This is a genomic window from Kitasatospora sp. NPDC001261, assembly GCF_042896795.1.
Lineage (GTDB): Bacteria > Actinomycetota > Actinomycetes > Streptomycetales > Streptomycetaceae > Kitasatospora.
The window spans coordinates 519,850-539,518 of sequence record NZ_JBIAXP010000001.1 but is presented as its reverse complement, the minus strand read 5'-3'; the positions used below and the strand labels follow the sequence as shown (position 1 = coordinate 539,518).

At 77.5% G+C, this 19,669-nt stretch carries 5 protein-coding genes; 4 read left to right on the top strand and 1 reads right to left on the bottom strand.

What is annotated here, in order from left to right:
• The first annotated feature begins 523 nt into the window (after nucleotides 1-523).
• From ACFY4B_RS02420 to ACFY4B_RS02410, 3 genes are all read left to right on the top strand, one after another.
• Nucleotides 524-10,054, top strand: a complete 9,531-nt coding sequence (locus ACFY4B_RS02420; protein WP_387966262.1) for a type I polyketide synthase — start codon at nucleotides 524-526, stop codon at nucleotides 10,052-10,054.
• A gap of 73 nt (nucleotides 10,055-10,127) precedes the next feature.
• On the top strand, nucleotides 10,128-17,066 hold the full coding sequence (locus tag ACFY4B_RS02415; RefSeq protein ID WP_387966261.1) for an amino acid adenylation domain-containing protein: 6,939 nt from the start codon (nucleotides 10,128-10,130) through the stop codon (nucleotides 17,064-17,066).
• 49 nt (nucleotides 17,067-17,115) lie between these two features.
• Complete coding sequence (locus ACFY4B_RS02410; RefSeq protein ID WP_387966260.1) at nucleotides 17,116-18,276, top strand: acyl-CoA dehydrogenase family protein; 1,161 nt, start codon at nucleotides 17,116-17,118, stop codon at nucleotides 18,274-18,276.
• Between the two features lie 18 nt (nucleotides 18,277-18,294).
• Here the strand turns inward: ACFY4B_RS02410 and ACFY4B_RS02405 are convergent, their stop codons facing one another.
• Nucleotides 18,295-18,588, bottom strand: a complete 294-nt coding sequence (locus ACFY4B_RS02405; protein ID WP_049657893.1) for a hypothetical protein — start codon at nucleotides 18,586-18,588, stop codon at nucleotides 18,295-18,297.
• 74 nt (nucleotides 18,589-18,662) lie between these two features.
• On the opposite strand from ACFY4B_RS02405, the gene holA reads away from it, so the two are divergent.
• Nucleotides 18,663-19,661 (top strand): DNA polymerase III subunit delta, encoded by a 999-nt coding sequence (gene holA, locus ACFY4B_RS02400; RefSeq protein ID WP_375877524.1) that lies wholly within the window; start codon nucleotides 18,663-18,665, stop codon nucleotides 19,659-19,661.
• The last annotated feature ends 8 nt before the right edge of the window (nucleotides 19,662-19,669 follow it).

Here is a 19,669-nt window from a genome sequence, read left to right as displayed (position 1 = left end):
AGCGGGCCGGTCGCCTCGGCGACGGCCTGTCGGCCGCGCACCAGTCGCGATCCGGCCTGGATGTTCCTCAACCCCTGTGCAGTACTTGGCCGTTGTGGCCTCCTGCGAGGCCGTGACCCGGCCCTGCGCGGTCGTCGGGTCGCCGCCCCCGGCGCTGTTGCGGCACGGTCCGGGCCCGACCCGGAGCGTGCCGGAGTGGTGGTCCGCGGGTGTCCGCCCCTGGATGGTCGCGGCCCGGAGGCTTCGGACGGTCCTCCGGGCGGCCCGCCGCAAGGTGCCCGGTATGCCGGGTATGTGCGGGCCCCTTCGGGGTTCAGCAACGCACGATCATGAACCCCCGGGACGGGTTCCGGTGGTGTGCGGGCGGGCGCATCCTCGTGGGGCGGGCATCGGCGTCGAGGTGGCGGCCGGGATCTCCCGCGACCGAACCCGCCGGTTCAAGGGCGGCCCCGGGGCGACGACCCGGTGGTCCGTCGGGGCCTTCCGGCGGTCGGCCGTCTGATTCTCACTGCGGGGGGCATCGATGATGGACAGTGCTGGTTGTCGTGGCGGGCGTGAGCTCCCGGCGCGTGCGGTCGCGGTGGTCGGGGTCGGCTGCCGCTTCCCGCAGGCGGACGGGCCGGAGGCGTTCTGGCGGCTGCTGCGCGGCGGTGGTGACGCGGTGGTCGGGCGGCGGGGCGGCCGGGGCCCGGCGCGCGGGGGGTTCCTGGACGGGGTGGACGGGTTCGACCCCGAGTTCTTCGGCATCTCACGGCGTGAGGCCGTGGCGATGGACCCGCAGCAGCGACTGGCCCTCGAACTGGCGTGGGAGGCGCTGGAGGACGCCAGGACCCTGCCGGGCGCCCTGGAGGGCAGCCGGACGGGCGTGTTCCTGGGGGTGATCGCGGACGACTACGCGACGCTGCTGCACGGGCTGGGCCCCGACGCGGTGACCGGGCACACCCTGACCGGGCTGCAGCGCGGGGTGACCGCCAACCGGATCTCGTACACGCTGGGCCTGCACGGTCCGAGCCTGGTGGTGGACACCGGCCAGTCGTCCTCGCTGGCCGCCGTGCACCTGGCGTGCGCGAGCCTGCGCAGCGGCGAGTCCGAGCTGGCGCTGGCCGGCGGGGTGAGCCTGGTCCTCGCGCCGGAGAGCACCCGGGCGCTGGAGCGGGCCGGAACGCTGTCGCCGGACGGGCGCTGCTTCACCTTCGACGCCCGCGCCAACGGCTACGTCCGCGGTGAGGGCGGCGGGGTGGTGGTGCTCAAGCTGCTGGAGGCCGCCGTCCGGGACGGCGACCGCATCCACGCCGTCATCCGCGGCAGCGCGCTGAACAACGACGGCGCGACGCAGACGCTGCCGACCCCGGGCCGGGCGTCGCAGGAGCGGGTGCTCCTGGAGGCCTGCGTCGACGCGGGCGTCGAGCCGGGCGAGGTCCAGTACGTCGAGCTGCACGGTTCGGGGACGCGGGCCGGTGACCCGGTCGAGGCCGCGGCGCTCGGTGCGGCGCTGGGCTCGGTGCGCGGCGAGGGCGATCCGCTGCTGGTCGGGTCGGTGAAGACGAACATCGGCCACCTGGAGGGCGCGGCCGGGATCGCCGGGTTCATCAAGACCGTCCTGTGCCTCGCCGAGCGCGAGCTCGTGCCCAGCCTGAACCACGTCGGGCCCGGCGAGCGGGTTCCGCTCGACGAGCTGCGGCTGCGGGTGAACACCGAGGCCGGGGCCTGGCCCTCGCCGCATGGTCAACTGGTCGCCGGAGTCAGTTCGTTCGGGATCGGCGGCACCAACTGTCATGTGATCCTGTCGGATTGGCCGGGCGTGGAAGCAGCGCCCGAGGAGAAGGAGGAGGCCGGGGCGCTGCCCTGGGTCCTGTCCGGGCGGGACGAGCCCGCGCTGCGCGACCAGGCCGAACGGCTGCGCGCCCGTGTGGCGGCGCGTCCGGCGCTCGGGGCGGACTCGGTGGGCCGGTCGCTGGCCGTCACCCGCACCGCGTTCGAGCACCGCTGCGTGGTCGTCGCGGACGACCGGGACGGCTTCCTCGCCGAACTCGCGGACCGGGCGGCCGGGCGGCCGTCGGCGGCCGTGGTGGAGGGCCGGCACGAGGGGCCGCCGGTGCGGCCGGTCTTCGTCTTCCCCGGCCAGGGCTCGCAGTGGACGGGAATGGCGGCGGAGCTGATCGAGACCTCCCCGTTCTTCGCCGAGCGGATCGACGAGTGCGCCGAGGCCCTCCGCCCGTACATGGACTGGTCGTTGGCCGATGTCCTGCGCGGGGTCCCCGGCGCGCCGCCGCTGGAGGGCGACGAGGTGGTCCAGCCCGCGCTGTGGGCGGTGATGGTGTCGCTGGCCGCGCTGTGGCGCTCGGCCGGGGTGGAGCCGGCCGCCGTGGTGGGGCACTCGCAGGGCGAGATCGCCGCCGCCACCGCCGTGGGCGCCCTGTCGCTCCGGGACGGTGCGCGGATCGTGGCCCTGCGCAGCCGGGTGCTGAACCGGATCGCGGGCGGTGGCGGCCTGTTGTCGGTGGACCTCCCGGCCGAGCGGGTGGAGCGGGACCTCGTGGCGCTCGAGCCCGCGGGAGTCGACCGCGCGGCGGCCGGCGGCCCCGGGCTGTCGGTCGCGGCGGTCAACGGCCCGGCGCACACGGTGGTGGCGGGGCCGGCGGCCGCGCTCGACGCACTGGCCGCCCACTACGGGCAGCGGGTGCGCACCCGGCGGATCCCGATCGACTACGCCTCGCACAGCGCGGCCGTCGAGGAGCTGCGGGACGGCCTGCTCGCCGCGTTCGCCGGGATCGCCCCGCGCTCCACCGACGTGCCGTTCCATTCGACCGTCACCGCCGGACCGGTCGACACCGCCGAGCTGGGCCCCGGGTACTGGTTCCGCAACCTGCGCGAGCCGGTGCGGTTCGGGCCGGTCGTCGAACGCCTGCTGGACGCGGGCCACTCGACCTTCCTGGAAATCAGCCCGCACCCGGTGCTGGCGATGGGCGTCCGGCAGGCGATCGACCTGCACGGCGGGGACGGCGCCGCGCTGAGCACGCTCCGGCGCGGCCACGGCGGCCGCCGGCGGTTCCTCACGGCGGCGGCCGAGGCCTTCGTCCGGGGCGTCCCGGTCGACTGGTCCGCGCTGCTGCCCGCCTCGGCGCCGCTCGCCGACCTGCCGACGTACCCGTTCCAGCGCCGCTCCTACTGGCCGTCCGGGATGCCGGGGGCCACCGGGAGCGAGCGGGCGGACGAGGGGACGCAGACGCCGGCGTCGACCCCGGCGCCGGTTCCGACCCTGGACGGGCGGTCGGTCCTGGAGCTGGTCCGGAGCCTGACCGCCGTCGTGCTGGGCACGGGCTCGGCCGCCGACGTCCGGCCCGGGCGGACGTTCCGCGAGATGGGCCTGGACTCGGCCATGACGCTCGAACTGCGCGACCGGCTGGCGGCCGCGACGGGGCTGAACCTGGAGAGCACCGTCCTGTACGACCACCCGAGCCCGGCCGCCCTCGCCGCCGCGATCGGCGCGCTGAAGGCGAACGACGAGGCCGAGCCGGAGGCCGAAAGCGACGGCAAGACCGAAAACGACGACGAGGCCGACGAGGCCGACGACCCCGTGGTCATCGTCGGCATGGCCTGCCGCTTCCCCGGCGGGGTGCGCTCGCCCGAGGACCTGTGGGACCTGGTCGACGCCGGCACCGATGCCATCGGCGACTTCCCCGACGACCGGGGCTGGGACCTGGCGGCGCTCCACCACCCGGACCCGGACCGGGCCGGCACCTCCTACGTCCGCCGGGGCGGCTTCGTCCGGGACGTCCCGGACTTCGACGCGGAGTTCTTCGGGATCAGCCCGCGCGAGGCCCTCGCCATGGACCCGCAGCAGCGGCTCCTGTTGGAGGTCGCCTGGGAGGCGCTGGAGCGGGCCGGGATCGACCCCACCGCGCTGAAGGGCAGCCGGACCGGCGTGTTCGCCGGGGCGATGCACTCCGGCTACGGGCCGAGCATGGAGACGGCCGGGCCCGGCGTCGCGGGGCACCTGCTGACCGGCACCAGCGTGAGCGTGGTCTCCGGGCGGATCGCGTACGTCCTCGGCCTGAACGGGCCCGCGCTGACGGTGGACACCGCGTGCTCGGCGTCGCTGGTCGCGCTGCACCAGGCGGTGCGGTCGGTCCGGGCCGGGGAGTGCTCGCTCGCCCTGGCCGGCGGGGTCACCGTCATGGCGACGCCCGGCATGTTCGTGGAGCTGTCCCGCCAGCGGGTGCTGGCCGCCGACGGCCGCTGCAAGGCGTTCTCCGCCGGGGCGGACGGCACCGGCTGGGGCGAGGGCGCGGGCATGGTCGTGGTCGAGCGGCTCTCGGACGCCCGCCGCCACGGCCACCCGGTGCTGGCGGTCGTGGCCGGCAGCGCCGTCAACTCCGACGGCGCCTCCAACGGGCTGTCCGCGCCCAGCGGGGTCGCCCAGCAGCGCGTGATCGAGGACGCGCTCGCCGACGCCGGGCTCGCGCCGCGGCAGGTCGACGCCGTGGAGGCGCACGGGACCGGCACCGCCCTGGGCGACCCGATCGAGGCCAACGCCCTGCTGGCCGCGTACGGGCAGGGCCGGGAGCGGCCGCTGTGGCTCGGGTCCCTCAAGTCCAACATCGGGCACGCCCAGGCCGCGGCGGGCGTCGGCGGCGTGATCAAGATGGTCCAGGCGCTCCGGCGGGGCGCGCTGCCCGCCACGCTGCACGCCGACGAGCCGTCCCCGCACGTGGACTGGACGGCCGGCTCGGTGGCCCTGCTCGACCAGGCCCGGCCCTGGCCGGAGACCGGGGAGCCCCGGCGCGGCGGCGTCTCCTCGTTCGGGATCAGCGGCACCAACGCGCACGTGATCCTGACCGAGCCGCCGGCCGGGCAGCAGCCCGGGCAGCCGACTGGGCCCGGGGCGGCGGGGGGACCGGCGGCACCGCCCGTGGTGCCGGTCGTGCTGTCGGCCCGCACCCCGGAGGCGCTGCGGGAGCGGGCCCGCGGGCTGGCCGACGGGCCGCTCGACCCGGTCGCCGCCGCGCCGGCCCTGACCGCCCGGACCTCCTGGGACGAGCGTGCCGTGGTGGTCGCCGCCGACCGGCCGGAGGCCGAGCGGGCGCTGGCGGCGCTGGCCCGCGCCGAGGAGGCTCCCGGCCTGGTCACCGGCCGGGCCGGCGAGCCCGGCCGGACCGTCCTGGTCTTCCCCGGCCAGGGCGGCCAGTGGCGCGGGATGGCGGCGCGACTCGCCGCCGAGAGCCCGGTGTTCGCGGCCCGCCTGGCCGAGTGCGAGCGGGCGCTCGCGCCGTACGTCGACTGGTCGTTGGCCGACGTCCTGGCCGATGGCCGGGCCGAAACCCGGACGGACGCCCCGGCCGAGGCCCGGACGGACGCCGCGTCCGACGCCCGGACCGGCGCGCCGACCGGCGCGTCCCCGCTCGACCGGATCGACGTCGTGCAGCCCGCGCTGTGGGCGGTGATGGTGTCGCTGGCCGAGCTGTGGCGGGAGGCCGGGGTCGTCCCGGACGCCGTGGTCGGCCACTCCCAGGGCGAGCTCGCCGCCGCCGTGGTGGCCGGGGCGCTCTCCCTGGAAGACGGCGCCCGCGCCATCGCGCTGCGCAGCCGCCTGGCCGTCGACCTGATGGGCCGGGGGGCGATGGCCGTCGTCCCGCTGCCCGCCGCGCGGGTGCGGGAGCGCCTCGGCGCGCTGAGCATCGCCGCGGTCAACGGACCGGCCGTCACCGCCGTGGCCGGCGCCACGGACGCGATCGCCGCCCTGGTCGACGGGTACCGGGCCGAGGGCGTCAACGCCCGGGTGATCCCGGCGGCCTTCGCCTCGCACTGCCCGGCGGTCGAACCGATCCGGGCGGAGCTCCTGGCCGGGCTGGCGCCGCTGACGCCGCGCGGCGGCGGGATCGCGCTGATGTCCTCGGTCACCGCCGACTGGCAGGACGGCGCCGGGCTGGACGCGGCCTACTGGTACCGGAACCTGCGGCACACCGTGCGCTTCCAGGAGGCCGTCGAGGCGCTCGTCGCCTCCGGCCACACCACCTTCGTCGAGGTCGGCCCGCACCCGGTGCTGGGCGGCAGCATCGGCCAGATCCTGGAGGAGGCCGGTGTCGACGGGATCGTCACCGGCTCGCTGCGCCGCGACGACGGCGGCCTGCGCCGCTTCCTCACCTCCGCCGCCGAGGCCCACGTCCGCGGTCTGCCCGTCGCCTGGGAGCGCCTCACCGGTGCGGCGGCCGGCCACGTCGACCTGCCCACCTACCCCTTCCAGGGCCGCCGCTACTGGCTCACCGGAGCGGCCGGGCCGACCGGCACGGCCGACCTCGGCCAGGCGCCGGCCGAGCACCCCCTGCTCGGCGCGGCCGTCGAACTCGGCGACGGCGAGACGGTGTTCACCGGACGGCTGTCGGCCCGCAGCCACCCCTGGCTGGCCGACCACGTCCTCGCCGGGACGGTCGTCGTGCCGGGCACCGCGTTCCTGGAGCTGGCCCTGCACGCGGGAGCGAAGGCCGGGACGGCGCGGATCGAGGAACTGACCGTCGCCACCCCGATGGAACTGCCCGCGGACGGCGCCGTCGACCTGCGCGTACGGGTGTCCGGCGCGGACGGCGACGGGCTGCGGACCTGCCGGATCTCGGGCCGGGCGACCGGCGGCGGCGAGTGGATCGAGCACGCCACCGGCACCCTGAGCGCCGACCACATCCCTGCCCAGGCCCCGGCCCCGCTCCGGAACCGGGCCGCCACCGATTGGCCGCCGACCGGCGCGACGCCGGTGCCGTCGACCCGGATGTACGAGGACCTCGCCCTGCGCGGCCACCAGCCCGGGCCGGCCTTCCAGGGCCTGCGGGCCGCCTGGCGGGGCGTCGGCGGCGAGCAGTACGCCGAGGCCGTCCTGCCCGAGCCGGCGGAGGCCGACGCCGGGTCCTACCGGCTGCACCCCGCCCTGCTCGACGCCTCCCTGCACGGTCTGATCGCCGCCGCCCCGGGCCACGAGGGGCGGCCCGTACAGCCGGTGCGCTGGCGCGGAGTGTCCCTGACGGCCGCTCCGGCCGGCGGCCGGACGTCCCTGCGGGTGCAGGCCGGGCCCGCCTCGGACGGTGGGCTCCCGCTGGCCCTGCTCGACGCCTCGGGGGAGCCGGTGGGGCTGGTCGAGGCGGTGGAGCTGCGCCCGGTCGCGGCGGGACGCCCCGCCGACCCGGCCGCCGCCGCGCGCGACTCTCTGTTCGCCCTCGGCTGGGAACCGCTGCGGGAGTCGGAGCCGGTGACGTCGCCGGCCGGCCCGGTGCCGGTCGTCCCGTGGGACGCCCTCGACCCGGACGCACTGCTCGCGGCGGCCGACCCGGACACGCCCACCGTGGTGGACTGCCCGACCGGAGCGCACGGACCGTACGGACAGCAGGACGCCACCGACCCGGCGACGGCGGCCAGGACCGCCGTCCACCGCACCCGGGACCTGCTCGCCCGGTGGCTCGCCGAGGACCGGCTCGCCGGGTCCCGCCTGGTGCTGGTCACCAGGGGCGCGGTCGCCGTGCGGCCCGGCGAGACCGTCCGGGACCTCGCCCAGGCGGCGGTCTGGGGCCTGGTGCGCACCGCCCAGGTCGAGCACCCGGGCCGGTTCACCCTGGTCGACCTGGCCCCCGGCACCACCGTGCCCGAAGGCACTCCCGCGACCGAAGGCACTCCCGCGACTGAAGGCGCCCCCGAGGTCCCGGCCGCCGTACTGACCCCGGAGGAGAACCAGCTGGCCGTCCGCGACGGCGCCGTCCTGGTGCCCCGGCTGGTGTCCGCCGTGGGCGATCCCGCGCTGCGGCCCCCCGAGGACGCGGCGGCCTGGCACCTGGACATCCCCGAGCGCGGCACCCTCACCGGCCTGGAGCTGCGCCCCTGCCCCGAGGCCGCCGCCGAGCCCGGCCCCGGCCGGGTCCGGGTCGCGGTCCGCGCCGCCGGGCTGAACTTCCACGACATCCTGGGCGCGCTCGACATGCACCCCGGCGATCCGGGCCCGCTCGGTCTGGAGGGCGCGGGCGTGGTCACCGCGACCGGGCCCGGGGTCACCGGCCTGGCCGTCGGCGACCGGGTGACGGGCCTGTTCCCGGCCGCGTTCGGCACGGTGGCCCAGGCCGACCAGCGCACCCTGGTCAGGATCCCGGACGACTGGTCCTTCACCCGGGCCGCCGCCGTGCCGGTCGCCCACCTGACCGCCCTGCACGCCCTGGTCGAACTGGGCGGCGTGGGTGAGGGGGACCGGGTGCTGGTCCACGCCGGGGCGGGCGGCGTCGGCCTGGCCGCCGTCCAGCTGGCCCGGCACCTGGGCGCGGAGGTCTTCGCGACCGCGAGCCCCGCCAAGTGGCCCGCGCTGCGCGCCCTCGGCCTCGACGACGACCACCTCGCCTCCTCCCGCGAGCCCGGCTTCGGCGCCCGCTTCGGTGCCGGCCCGAGTGCCGGCCCGAGTGCCGGCCCGGGTGCCGGCCCCGACGCGGGCGACCGGCGGATGGCGCTCGTCCTGAACTCGCTGACCGGCGAGCTCGTCGACGAGTCGCTCCGGCTGCTGCGTCCCGGCGGGCTCCTGGTCGAGCTCGGCCGGACCGAACAGCGCGACCCCGCCGAGGTGGCCGCCGCGCACCCCGGCGTGCGCTACCGGGCGTTCAACCTGCTCCAGCTGCCGCCCGAGCACCTCGCCCGCCTGCTGGAGCGGACGGTCGAGCTGTTCGCCCGGGGCGCGTTCGGCTGGCCCGCCGTCACCGACCTGGACGTCCGGCGGGCGCCCGAGGCCTTCGGGCTGCTGCGCCAGGGCACCCACGTCGGCAAGGTCGTGCTCACCGTCCCGCCGGTCCTCGACCCGGACGGAACCGTCCTGATCACCGGCGGGACGGGCGCCATCGGCCGGGCCGTGGCGCGGCACCTGGTCACCGGGCACGGCGCCCGGCGGCTGCTGCTGGCCGGCCGCCGGGGAGGCGATGCGCCGGGAGCCGCCGAGCTGGCGGCCGAACTGACCGCGCTCGGCGCCGAGGTGGCGTTCGCGGCCGTGGACGTCGCCGACCGGGCCGCCGTCGCCGCGATGATCGCGGCGGTCCCCGCCCGGCACCCGCTGACCGCCGTGATCCACGCCGCCGGCGTGGTGGACGACGCGCCCGTCGCCTCGCTCACCCCCGCGCGGATCGACCGGGTGATGCGGGTCAAGGCCGACGGCGCCTGGCACCTGCACGAGCTGACCGCCGGTCACCCGCTCACCGCCTTCGTCCTGGTCTCCTCGGTGATGGGGACGCTCGGCGGCGCCGGCCAGGGCGGCTACACCGCCGCCAACGCCTTCCTCGACGGGCTCGCCCGGCACCGCCGCGCCCAGGGCCTGCCCGCCCTCGCGCTGGCCTGGGGCCTGTGGGGCGACCCGGACGGCATGCTGGGCGCCCTCGGCGACGCCGACCGCGCCCGCTTCGCCCGGGCCGGGCTGGTGGAGATCGACCCCGGGCACGGCCTGGCCCTGCTGGACGCGGCGCTGCCGTCACCGCACGCCGTCCTGGTGCCCGCCCGGCTCGACCGCGAGGTCCTGCGCGACCTCGGACCGGACCTCCCGCCGGTGCTGCGCGAGGTGGTGGCGGCCGCCGGAGCGGGGCGGGGCGGGAACGGCCCGACGCCACGGCGGCACCGCCCGCTGCGCGAGGAGCTGGGCGGCCTGACCGCCGGTGAACGCGCCGACGCCCTGGCCGACCTGGTCCGGACCCACATGGCCGCCGTCCTGGGCTCCCGGCCCGAGGCGATCCCGGACGACCGGCCGTTCGGCGAGCTCGGCTTCGACTCGCTCACCTCGGTCGAGTTCCGCAACCGCCTCGGCACGGCGACGGGGCTGAAGCTCCCGCTCACCCTGCTGTTCGAGGCGCCGACGCTGCCCGAGCTGGTCGCCGTCCTGGACGCCGGGATCGCCCCGCCCGTCCACGAGACCGGGCCGGCTCAGGGAACCGAGCCCGAGCCGGCCGCCGGGGAGTGCGGCGAGGACGCGACGGCCCTCGACGAGGACGTGGCGGCCCTCGTCGAGGCCGCGACCGCCGAGGAGCTCCTCGACTTCATCGACCGCGAGCTCATCTGACCCGGTCCGCCGCCCCACCCCCCACCCCCTACGACCACGAGCCCACCAGATCCCCACGGAGGACCGATCCGTCATGGCATCAGCATCGGACGAGAAGCTGCTCGGATACCTCAAGCGCCTCACCCTCGACCTGCACGAGGCGCGCGGGCGCCTGCGCGAGCTGGAGGAGGGGGAGCGGGAGCCGATCGCGATCGTCGGCATGGCGTGCCGGTACCCGGGCGGGGTCGACTCGCCCGACGCGCTGTGGCGGCTGCTGGCCGAGGGCGGGGAGAGCGTCGGCGCGTTCCCCCGTGACCGGGGCTGGGAGGAGGGGCTGTACGACCCCGAGGGCGGCGGTCGGAGCCTGACCGGTTCCGGCGGATTCCTGTACGACGCGGCCGAGTTCGACGCCGGCTTCTTCGGGATCAGCCCGCGTGAGGCGCTGGCCATGGACCCGCAGCAGCGGCTGCTGCTGGAGACCGCCTGGCGGGCCTTCGAGGACGCCGGGATCGACCCGGAGTCGGTGCGCGACACCGAGACCGGCGTATTCGCGGGCCTGTCGAACCTCGATTACGGGCTGGGGCGCGGCGAGGTGCCCGAGGAGGCCGAGGGCTTCCTGACCACCGGGGCGGTGGGCGGCGCGGCGTCCGGCCGGATCTCGTACACGCTCGGCCTGCGCGGTCCGGCGATCACCGTGGAGACGGCCTGTTCGTCCTCGCTGGTCGCGCTGCACCTGGCCGTCCGGTCGCTGCGCGGCGGCGAGTGCGCGATGGCGCTGGCGGGCGGGGCGACGGTCATGTCCACCCCGCAGCTGTTCACCGAGTTCACCAGGATGCAGGGCGTGGCGCCGGACGGCCGGTGCCGCCCGTTCTCGGCCGGGGCCGGCGGCAGCGGGCTCTCCGAGGGCGTGGGCGTGCTGCTGCTGGAACGGCTGTCGGACGCGCGGCGGCGCGGCCACCCGGTGCTGGCCGTGGTGCGCGGCAGCGCGGTGAACCAGGACGGCGCCAGCAACGGCTTCACCGCGCCGAGCGGGTCGGCGCAGCAGCGGGTCATCCGGCAGGCGCTGGCGGACGCCCGGCTGTCGCCCGGCGACGTCCAGGTGGTGGAGGCGAGCAGCACCGGCACGGAGCTCGGCGACCCGATCGAGGCGCGCGCCCTGCTGGCCGCCTACGGGCAGGACCGGGACCGGCCGCTGCGGCTGGGCTCGCTGAAGCCCAACATCGGGCACTCCCAGGCGGCGGCGGGCGTCGCCGGGGTGATCAAGACGGTGCTGTCGATGCGTCACGGCACGCTCCCCGCCACCCTGTACGCGGACGAGCCCACCCCGCACGTCGACTGGTCGGCGGGCGCGGTCGAGCTGGTCGCCGAGCGGGCCGCCTGGCCGGGGACGGCCGGGCCCAGGCGGGCCGGGGTGTCCTCGCAGGGCATCAGCGGCACCAACGCCCACGTGATCATCGAGGAGGCCCCGGCCGCCTTGGAGGCGGGGGAGACCGGGGACGGGGAGGCCGGTCCAGGCGGGCCGCGGCTGCTGACCCTGTCCGCCAAGTCGCCGGCCGCGCTCGCCGAACTCACCGACCGCTACACCGAGTTGCTCGCGGGCGACGGGCCGGGCGCGGATGGCGGGCCGGGCGCGGCCGGCGGGTCCGGCTTGGCGGCGGTCTGCCGGGCCACCGGCCTCGGCCGGGCGCACTTCCCGCACCGGCTGACGGCCGTCGCCTCCTCGGCCGCCGAGCTGCGGGACCTCCTCCTGCGGACCCGCCGGGAGGAGGAGCCGCCGGCCGGCGTCCGGGTCGGCACCCGGACCCCGGAGGGCGGCCGGGGCCCGGTGTTCCTCCTCACCGGCGCCACCGGCCCCCTGGCCGGGCCGGACGCCGAGGCGGTCGCCGTCCTGGCCGAGGCCGAGCCGGTCTTCCGCCGCGCCCTGGACCAGTGCGCCGAGGCGCCCGGCGGCCGGCTCTCTCCGTTCGCGGTCGGCTACGCGCTCGCCGAGCTGTGGCGCTCGTGGGGCGTGCGGCCCGCCGCCGTCCTCGGCCACGGCACCGGCGAGCTGGTGGCCGCGTGTGTGACGGGCACGATGAGCCCGGAGGACGCGCTGGTGGCGGCCCGTACGGTCCGGAACGCGGCCGCGCCGGAGACGGCCGGGCCGGACGCCGCCGGGTCGGAGCGGTTCGCCGCCGGCCTCGCCGCGCTGCTGCGGGACGGCCACCGCACCTTCGTCGAGCTCGGGCCCGCCTCGCCGCTGCTCGACGAGGTCCGGGCGGCCGGGCACGCCGTGGTCCTGCCGTCGCTGCGCCCGGGGGAGGACGCCCGGCGCACCCTCCTCGACAGCCTCGGCGCGCTCTACACCAGGGGCGCGCGGATCGACTGGGCGCGCGTGCACGGCGAGCCCGCCGGGCCGCCGGTGCGCCTGCCCGGGTACCCGTTCCAGCGCGAGCGCTACTGGCTCTGGACCGGCGCCCCGCGCCGCGCCGGGGCACCGGCACCGGAGGGGTCGCTGGTCGCGCAGGTACGGCTGGTCGGCCCCGACGGTACGCCGGTGGCGCTCGCCGACGGCGTGCGCCTGGAGGCGGTGCCGGACGCCCTGCCGCCCACCGCGCCCGCGACGGAGACGCCCGCGACGGAGCCGCCCGCGACGCAGGGACCCGTCGAGGACGTCGTCGAGCTGGTGGCCGGCATCGTCGGCCGGGCGCGCGGCGCGGCCGTCACCGGCGACGACCGGGAGCTGCCGCTGCGGCGCCTGGCCGTCGACTCGCTGATCGCGATGGACATCCGGCAGACCCTCGCCCGGCGGCTCGGCGTGGACCTGCCGCTGCGCGACCTGCTGGACGGCCGCGGCGTCACCGCGATCGCCGACGCCGTCCGGGCCGCACGCGGCGACACCGACGGCAGCGGTAGCGGCGCTGACGCCCGACGACCCGGGACGGCGCTGGTCGCCGACCCGGCGGCCCGCCACGAGCCGTTCCCGCTCACCGACCTCCAGCAGGCCTACCTGGTCGGCCGGACCGACGCCTTCGAGCTCGGCAACGTCTCCACCTCCTTCCTGGTCGAGGTGGACCTGACCGACACCGACCCGGACCGGCTGGCCGCCTCCTTCCGGCAGCTCGTCGACCGGCACGACATGCTCCGCGCGGTCGTCTCCCGAGACGGGCACCAGCGGGTGCTCGCCGAGGTCCCCGAGTACCGGATCGCCACCGTCGACCTGCGGGCCTGCGACCAGGCCGAGCGGGAGCGCCGGCTGGCCGCGATCCACCGGGAGATGCGGGACCAGGTCTTCGACACCGAGGCCTGGCCGCTGTTCGACGTCCGGGCCACCCTGCTCGACGCCCGCACCACCCGGCTGCACCTCAACTTCGACGCGCTGATCATCGACGGCCGCAGCTCCGGGCTGCTGTTCCGGGAGTGGGCGCAGGCCTACCGCCACGGGGCGCCCGCGACCCCCGCCCCGGCCGTCACCTACCGCGACTACGTGCTCGCCGCCGCCGGGGCGGACGCCGAGGGGCGCGAGCGGTCGCTCGCCTACTGGCGGGCCCGCGTCGACTCGCTGCCGCCCGCGCCCGCCCTGCCGCTGCGCCCGGGCCCGGCGCCCCGGCGGCCGGAGTTCGTCCACCGCACGGCCCGGGTCGGGGCCGGGGCGTGGCGACGCTTCAAGGAGCACGCCGCGGCGGCGGGCCTCTCGCCCTCGGCCGCGCTGTGCGCCGCGTACGCGCAGGTGCTGGGCGCCTGGAGCGCCTCGCCGCGCTTCACGCTCAACCTGCTGGCGTTCCACCGGCGGCCGCTGCACGAGGACGCCGGCCGGGTGGTCGGCAACCTCAGCGCCACCACCCTGCTGGAGGTCGACGCCGCCCCCGGCGAGGCCTTCGCCGCGGGCGCCGCGCGCCTCCAGGAGCAGCTGCTGGCCGACCTCGAACACGGCCACGTCAGCGGCGTCGAGGTGCTGCGCGAACTCAACCGCACCCGCGGCGGGACGGGCCTGGCGGGCATGCCGGTGGTCTTCACCAGCACGATCGGCTTCTCCGCCCGGAGCGACGGCGATGACGGCGACCACACCGCCGACGGCGCCGACGGCGGCCCGGAGCAGCGCGGGGCGCTCACCGCGCTGACCGCGCTCGGCACCGCCGGCGAGCTGGCCTCCAGCTCGGTGCGCACCCCGCAGGTGTGGCTCGACCACCAGGCCCTGGAGGAGGCCGGGGAGCTGGTCCTGAACTGGGACGTGGTGGAGGAGGTGTTCCCCGAGGGCGTCGTCGACGGGATGTGGGAGGCCTACCGGGACCTGGTGCGCGGCCTGTGCGAGGAGGGCGCGTGGCGCCGCCCGCCGGCCGTGCTCGCGCCGGAGGCCGACCTGGCGGTCCGCCGGGCCGTCAACGCCACCGACGGCCCCGTCCCCGCCGAGCTGCTGCACGACGCGTTCCTGCGGCAGGCCGCGGCCCGGCCGGACGCGCCCGCCGTCATCACCGCCGCCCGGACCCTCAGCTACCGCGAGGTGGACCGCCGGTCCGACCGGATCGCCCGTCGGCTGATCGACGACGGCGCCGGCCCGGGCGCGCTGGTCGGCATCGTGCTGGACAAGGGCTGGGAGCAGGTCGTCGCGGCGCTGGCCGTCCTCAAGACCGGGGCCGCCTACGTGCCGGTCGACGCCGCCGTGCCCGGCCCCCGCCTGCGGATGATCGTGGAGACCGCCGGGATCGGCCTGGTGCTGACCCGCTCGGCGGTCGCGGCCGGGCTCGACCTGCCGGACGGCACCCGCGCGCTGCACGTCGACACCGAGCCGGAGGACACCGGCGCGGACGGCCCGCTGCCGCCCTCCCCGGCCCGGCCCGAGGACCTCGCGTACGTCATCTTCACCTCGGGCTCCACCGGGGTGCCGAAGGGCGTGATGATCGAGCACACCGGCGCGGTCAACACGATCCGGGACGTCAACGACCGGTTCGGCGTGACCGGGGACGACCGGGTGCTGGCGCTGTCGGCGTTCAACTTCGACCTCTCGGTCTACGACGTGTTCGGCCTGCTCGCGGTCGGCGGCGCCGTGGTCCTGCCCGACGCCCCGGCGCAGCGCGAGCCGGCCGCCTGGCTGGACCTGGTGACCCGGCACCGGGTGACGGTCTGGAACAGCGTCCCCGCGCTGATGGAGATGTTCGTCGAGCACGTGCGGGCACTCGGCGGCCCGTTCCCGCTGCGGCTGGTGATGATGAGCGGCGACTGGATCCCCGTCACCCTCCCCGGCGCCGTCGCCGCGGTCCTGCCGGACGCGCGGGTCGTCGGCCTGGGCGGTGCGACCGAGGCCTCGATCTGGTCGATCCTGCACCCGATCACCGAGGTGGACCCGGAGCGGACGAGCATCCCGTACGGCCGGCCGATGCGGAACCAGCGCTTCCATGTGCTGGACGAGGCGCTGCGGCCGCGCCCGGCCTGGGTCCCCGGCGACCTGTACATCGCGGGCACCGGCCTGGCCCGCGGCTACCTCGGCGACGAGGAGAAGACCCGCGCGGCCTTCCCGCGCCACCCGGTGACGGGGGAGCGGCTCTACCGCACCGGCGACCTCGGCCGCTACCTGCCGGACGGCGACATCGAGTTCCTCGGGCGTGCGGACTTCCAGGTGAAGATCCAGGGCCACCGGATCGAGCTCGGCGAGGTCGAGGCGGCGCTGCTGCGCCGGCCGGACGTCCGGGCGGCGGCCGTGGTGGCCGAGGGCGAGCGCGGCGGCCCGCGACGGCTCGTCGGCTACGCGGTGGCGGACGCCTCCGAGGAGGAGCTGCGCGCGGCGCTCGGCCGGGAACTGCCGGGGTACCTGGTGCCCGCCCGGATCGTCCTGCTGCCGGAGCTGCCGCTGACCGACAACGGCAAGGTGGACCGCCGGCGGCTTCCCTCGCCCGGGCTCGCGGCCCCGCGCCCCGGCGGGGCGGTCGCCCCGCGCGACGCGGCCGAGCGGCTGCTCGCCGGGATCTGGGCCGAGTTCTTCGGCACTCCCGCGGCGACCGCCGACACCGCCCCGGACCCCTCCGACGCCGCCCCGGACCCCGCCGACGCCGCCCCGGACCCCGCCGGTTTCGACGTCACGGCGAACTTCTTCGACCTCGGCGGCGACTCCATGCTCGCGGTGCGGATGATGGCCCGGATCAGGCAGTGCACCGGCCGCTCGCTGCCGGTGGCCACGCTGCTCGCCCGGCCGACCGTCGAGGCGCTCGCCGGGGTGCTGCGCGAGCGGGCCGAGGACGAGGGCCGGGCGGCCCTGGTCACCGTCCGGGGCACCGGGGCCCGGCCGCCGCTGTTCCTGGTCCACCCGGTCGGCGGCGACGTGCTCTGCTACGCCGGGCTCGCCGCCCTGCTGGACGGGGACCAGCCGGTCCACGCCCTCCAGTACCCCGAAGCGGACGCCGAAGCGGACCCCGGGGCGCAGCCCGCCCCGAGGACCGTGGCCGAACTGGCCGCGCACTACGCCGACGCGATCACCGCGCGGTTCCCGGACGGCCCGTACCGGCTCGGCGGCTGGTCGATGGGCGGGGTGATCGCCCTGGAGACCGCCCGGCTGCTCACCGACCGGGGCGCGGCGGTCGAGCTGGTCGCGGCCGTGGACCTGCTCGAACCGCCCGGCCGCACCGAGCCCGCCGCCGAGCCGGCGCTGCTGGCCCGGTTCGCCCGCGACCTGGCCGGGCTGGCCGGCCACGACTGGAACCCCGGGCCGGAGGAGTTCGAGCCGGTCGACGGCGGCTCCCCGGTCGAGGAGCTGCTGACCCGGGCCCGGCGGGCCGGCGTCCTGCCGGAGGAGATCGACGGCGCCACCCTGGAGCGGCTCGCGGGCCGGTTCCTGCGCCTCAGCCGGGCGCTGGCCGAGCACCGGCCCGTCCCGTACCGGGGCCGGGTCCGGCTGCTGCGGGCGATGGACGGGGCCAGCACGGCCACCACCCGGCGGTGGCTGGAGCTGCTCGGCGACCGGGCGGAGAGCGTCGACGTGCCCGGCGACCACTACAGCGTCATGCGCGCCCCGTACCTCCCGACCCTGGCGGCCGAGCTCGACAAGGCGTTGAACGACCTGTGACCCGCCGCCCCGGAGAACCCCACCGCACCCGCCGAACCAGGAGGACCGGATGACCACCCTCGAACTGCCGCCCCGGACCGGGACGGCCCGGACCGGTACGCCCCGCACCGGGACGGCCCGCACCGCCGCCTCGGTCCTGGACCGGGTACGGAGCTACGCCGCCGGCCTGCCGGCCACCGCGCCGGAGACCGAACGGCTGGGCCGGATCCCCGGTGACGTCCTGGCGGGCCTGAAGGCCACCGGGCTGCTGCGGGCCGCCCTGCCGCCGCGGCTGGGCGGGGTCGAGCTGACCGTGCCGGAGACCACCCGGGCGATCGACCTGCTGGCCGAGGGCGACGCCTCGGTCGCCTGGTGCGCGTCCGTCGCGCTGAACGCCTCGCTGGCCGTGGTCTCGCTGCCCGAGGACGTCTTCGCCGAGCTGTTCCCGGACCCGGACCTGATCACCGCGACGGTGCTGCCGCCGGCCGGTCGGTCGGTCCGGCACGGCGGCGGCCACCTGCTGACCGGCCGCTGGACCCACGCCAGCGGGATCACCCACGCCGACCGGGTGCTGGCCGGGTTCCTGACCCCGGAGGGCACCCCGAGGGTCGCCGTCCTGGACGCCGCGCAGGTCCGGGTGCTGGACACCTGGCACACCACCGGGCTGCGCGGCACCGGTTCGCACGACATCGAGGTCGCCGACCTGTTCGTCCCGGAGCGGCACACCTTCGCCCTGGCGCCGTCCGGCACCCGGGCGGAGCCGCTCCACCTGCGCGCCGACAACCTCGCCCTCAAGATGGCGGGCGTGCCGCTGGGGATCGGCCGGGCCGCGCTGGCCGGCGCCCGGGAGCTGCTCTCCGCCCGGCGCACCGCGCTGCCCTACCCGGGGGTCCGGGCCGACCTCGCGCACGCCGAGTCGCTGATCGGCGCGGCGGACGCCTACGTGTACCGCACGCTGGAGCAGGCCTGGGCGGCCCAGGCGGCGGGCCTGGCGGCGGAGCGCGGCACGGCGGCGCTGGCCCGCCGGTTCGCCCACCGGGCCTGCCGGGAGGCGGTCCAACTCCTGTACGACGCCGTGGGATCGGCCGCGGTCTACACCGAGCGCACCCCGCTCGACCGCTGCCTGCGCGACGTCGTCACGGCGGGCCGCCACGTCGCCTCGGCGGAGAAGGTCCTGGACGGTGTCGGCGAGCTGCGGCTCGGGGGCGCGCCCGAGTCCCCGCACCTCTGATCAGGGGCCCTCAGGCCGTCACGCCTCCTCGCGCCAGCCCTCGTAGCCGGCCGCGAGGCGGTCGAGGGCGTGCAGCAGCGCCGGGGTCCAGCCGCTCTCCGGGGCCTCGGCCACGACCAGCCACTGGGCGTCCTCGGCGTCGTCCTCGCCCGCGAGCGCGTCGCGGACGACTTCGAGCTCGCCGAGGTCGGGCTGGGCGGCGCCGAGCTCCTCGGCGGCCTCCTCGGCGGTGTCGCGGTCGGGCAGGACGAGCAGCTGCCGGGCGTACGGGTCGTCGACGGCCGGGAGGTCGGTGGTGTGGTTCTCGCTCACCCGGACATTGTCCAGGTCGGGCCGCCCGCTCCGTCGGGCGGGAGTGTCCGCGGCCCGTGGGATGCTGGTAGGCGATGGCCAGGAAGAGTGCACCCGACGACCTGCTCGCCCCGCTGACCCTCGCGGTCGGCCAGGAGGAGCTGCTGCTGGACCGCGCGGTCGCCCAGGTGGTGGCGGCGGCGAAGGCGGCGGACCCGGACACCGACGTACGGGACCTGCCGCCCGGCGGCCTGCAGCCCGGCAGCCTGGCCGAGCTGACCACGCCGTCGCTGTTCGCCGAGCGCAAGGTGATCGTGGTCCGGGCCGCGCAGGACCTCTCCGCCGACTCCGTGAAGGAGGTCAAGGCGTACATCGAGGCCCCGGCCGAAGAAGTGATCATGGTGCTGGTGCACGCCGGCGGCGCCAAGGGCAAGGGCCTGCTGGACGCCGGGCGCAAGGCCGGCGGGCGCGAGGTGGCCTGCCCCAAGCTGGCCAAGGCGAGCGAGCGGCTGGCCTTCGTCAAGGGCGAGTTCCGCACCCTGGGCCGCTCCGCGACCCCGGAGGCCTGCCAGGCGCTGCTGGACGCGCTCGGCAGCGACCTGCGCGAGCTGGCGGCCGCCTGCAACCAGCTGACCTCCGACGTCGAGGGCACGATCGACGAGACGGTGGTGGCCCGCTACTACAGCGGCCGGGCCGAGGCGACCGGCTTCGAGGTCGCCGACCTGGCGGTCACCGGCCGGGCCGCGGAGGCGCTGGAGCGGCTGCGCTGGGCGCTGGCCGTCGGCCAGCCGCCGACCGGCATCACCTACGCGCTGGCCTCCGGCGTGCGCAGCATCGGCCGGCTGGCGAGCGCCGGGCGGAACATGCGCCCGGGTGACCTGGCCCGCGAGCTGGGCATGCCGCCGTGGAAGGTCGACCGGGTCCGCCAGCAGATGCGCGGCTGGACGGGCGACGGGGTGGCCACCGCGCTGACCGCGATCGCCCAGGCCGACGCCGCCGTCAAGGGCGGCTCGGACGACCCGGCGTACGCCCTGGAGCGCGCGGTGGTCGCCGTCGCCCGGGCCTCCCGGGCCGGTTCCCGGCCCGCCTACTGACGGCCCGG

Bases quoted from the DNA above. Each gene is read 5' to 3' on its own strand.
- ACFY4B_RS02410 (WP_387966260.1), top strand. From the start codon at position 17,116: ATGACCACCCTCGAACTGCCGCCCCGGACCGGGACGGCCCGGACCGGT.
- holA (WP_375877524.1), top strand. From the start codon at position 18,663: ATGGCCAGGAAGAGTGCACCCGACGACCTGCTCGCCCCGCTGACCCTC.
- ACFY4B_RS02415 (WP_387966261.1), top strand. From the start codon at position 10,128: ATGGCATCAGCATCGGACGAGAAGCTGCTCGGATACCTCAAGCGCCTC.
- ACFY4B_RS02420 (WP_387966262.1), top strand. From the start codon at position 524: ATGATGGACAGTGCTGGTTGTCGTGGCGGGCGTGAGCTCCCGGCGCGT.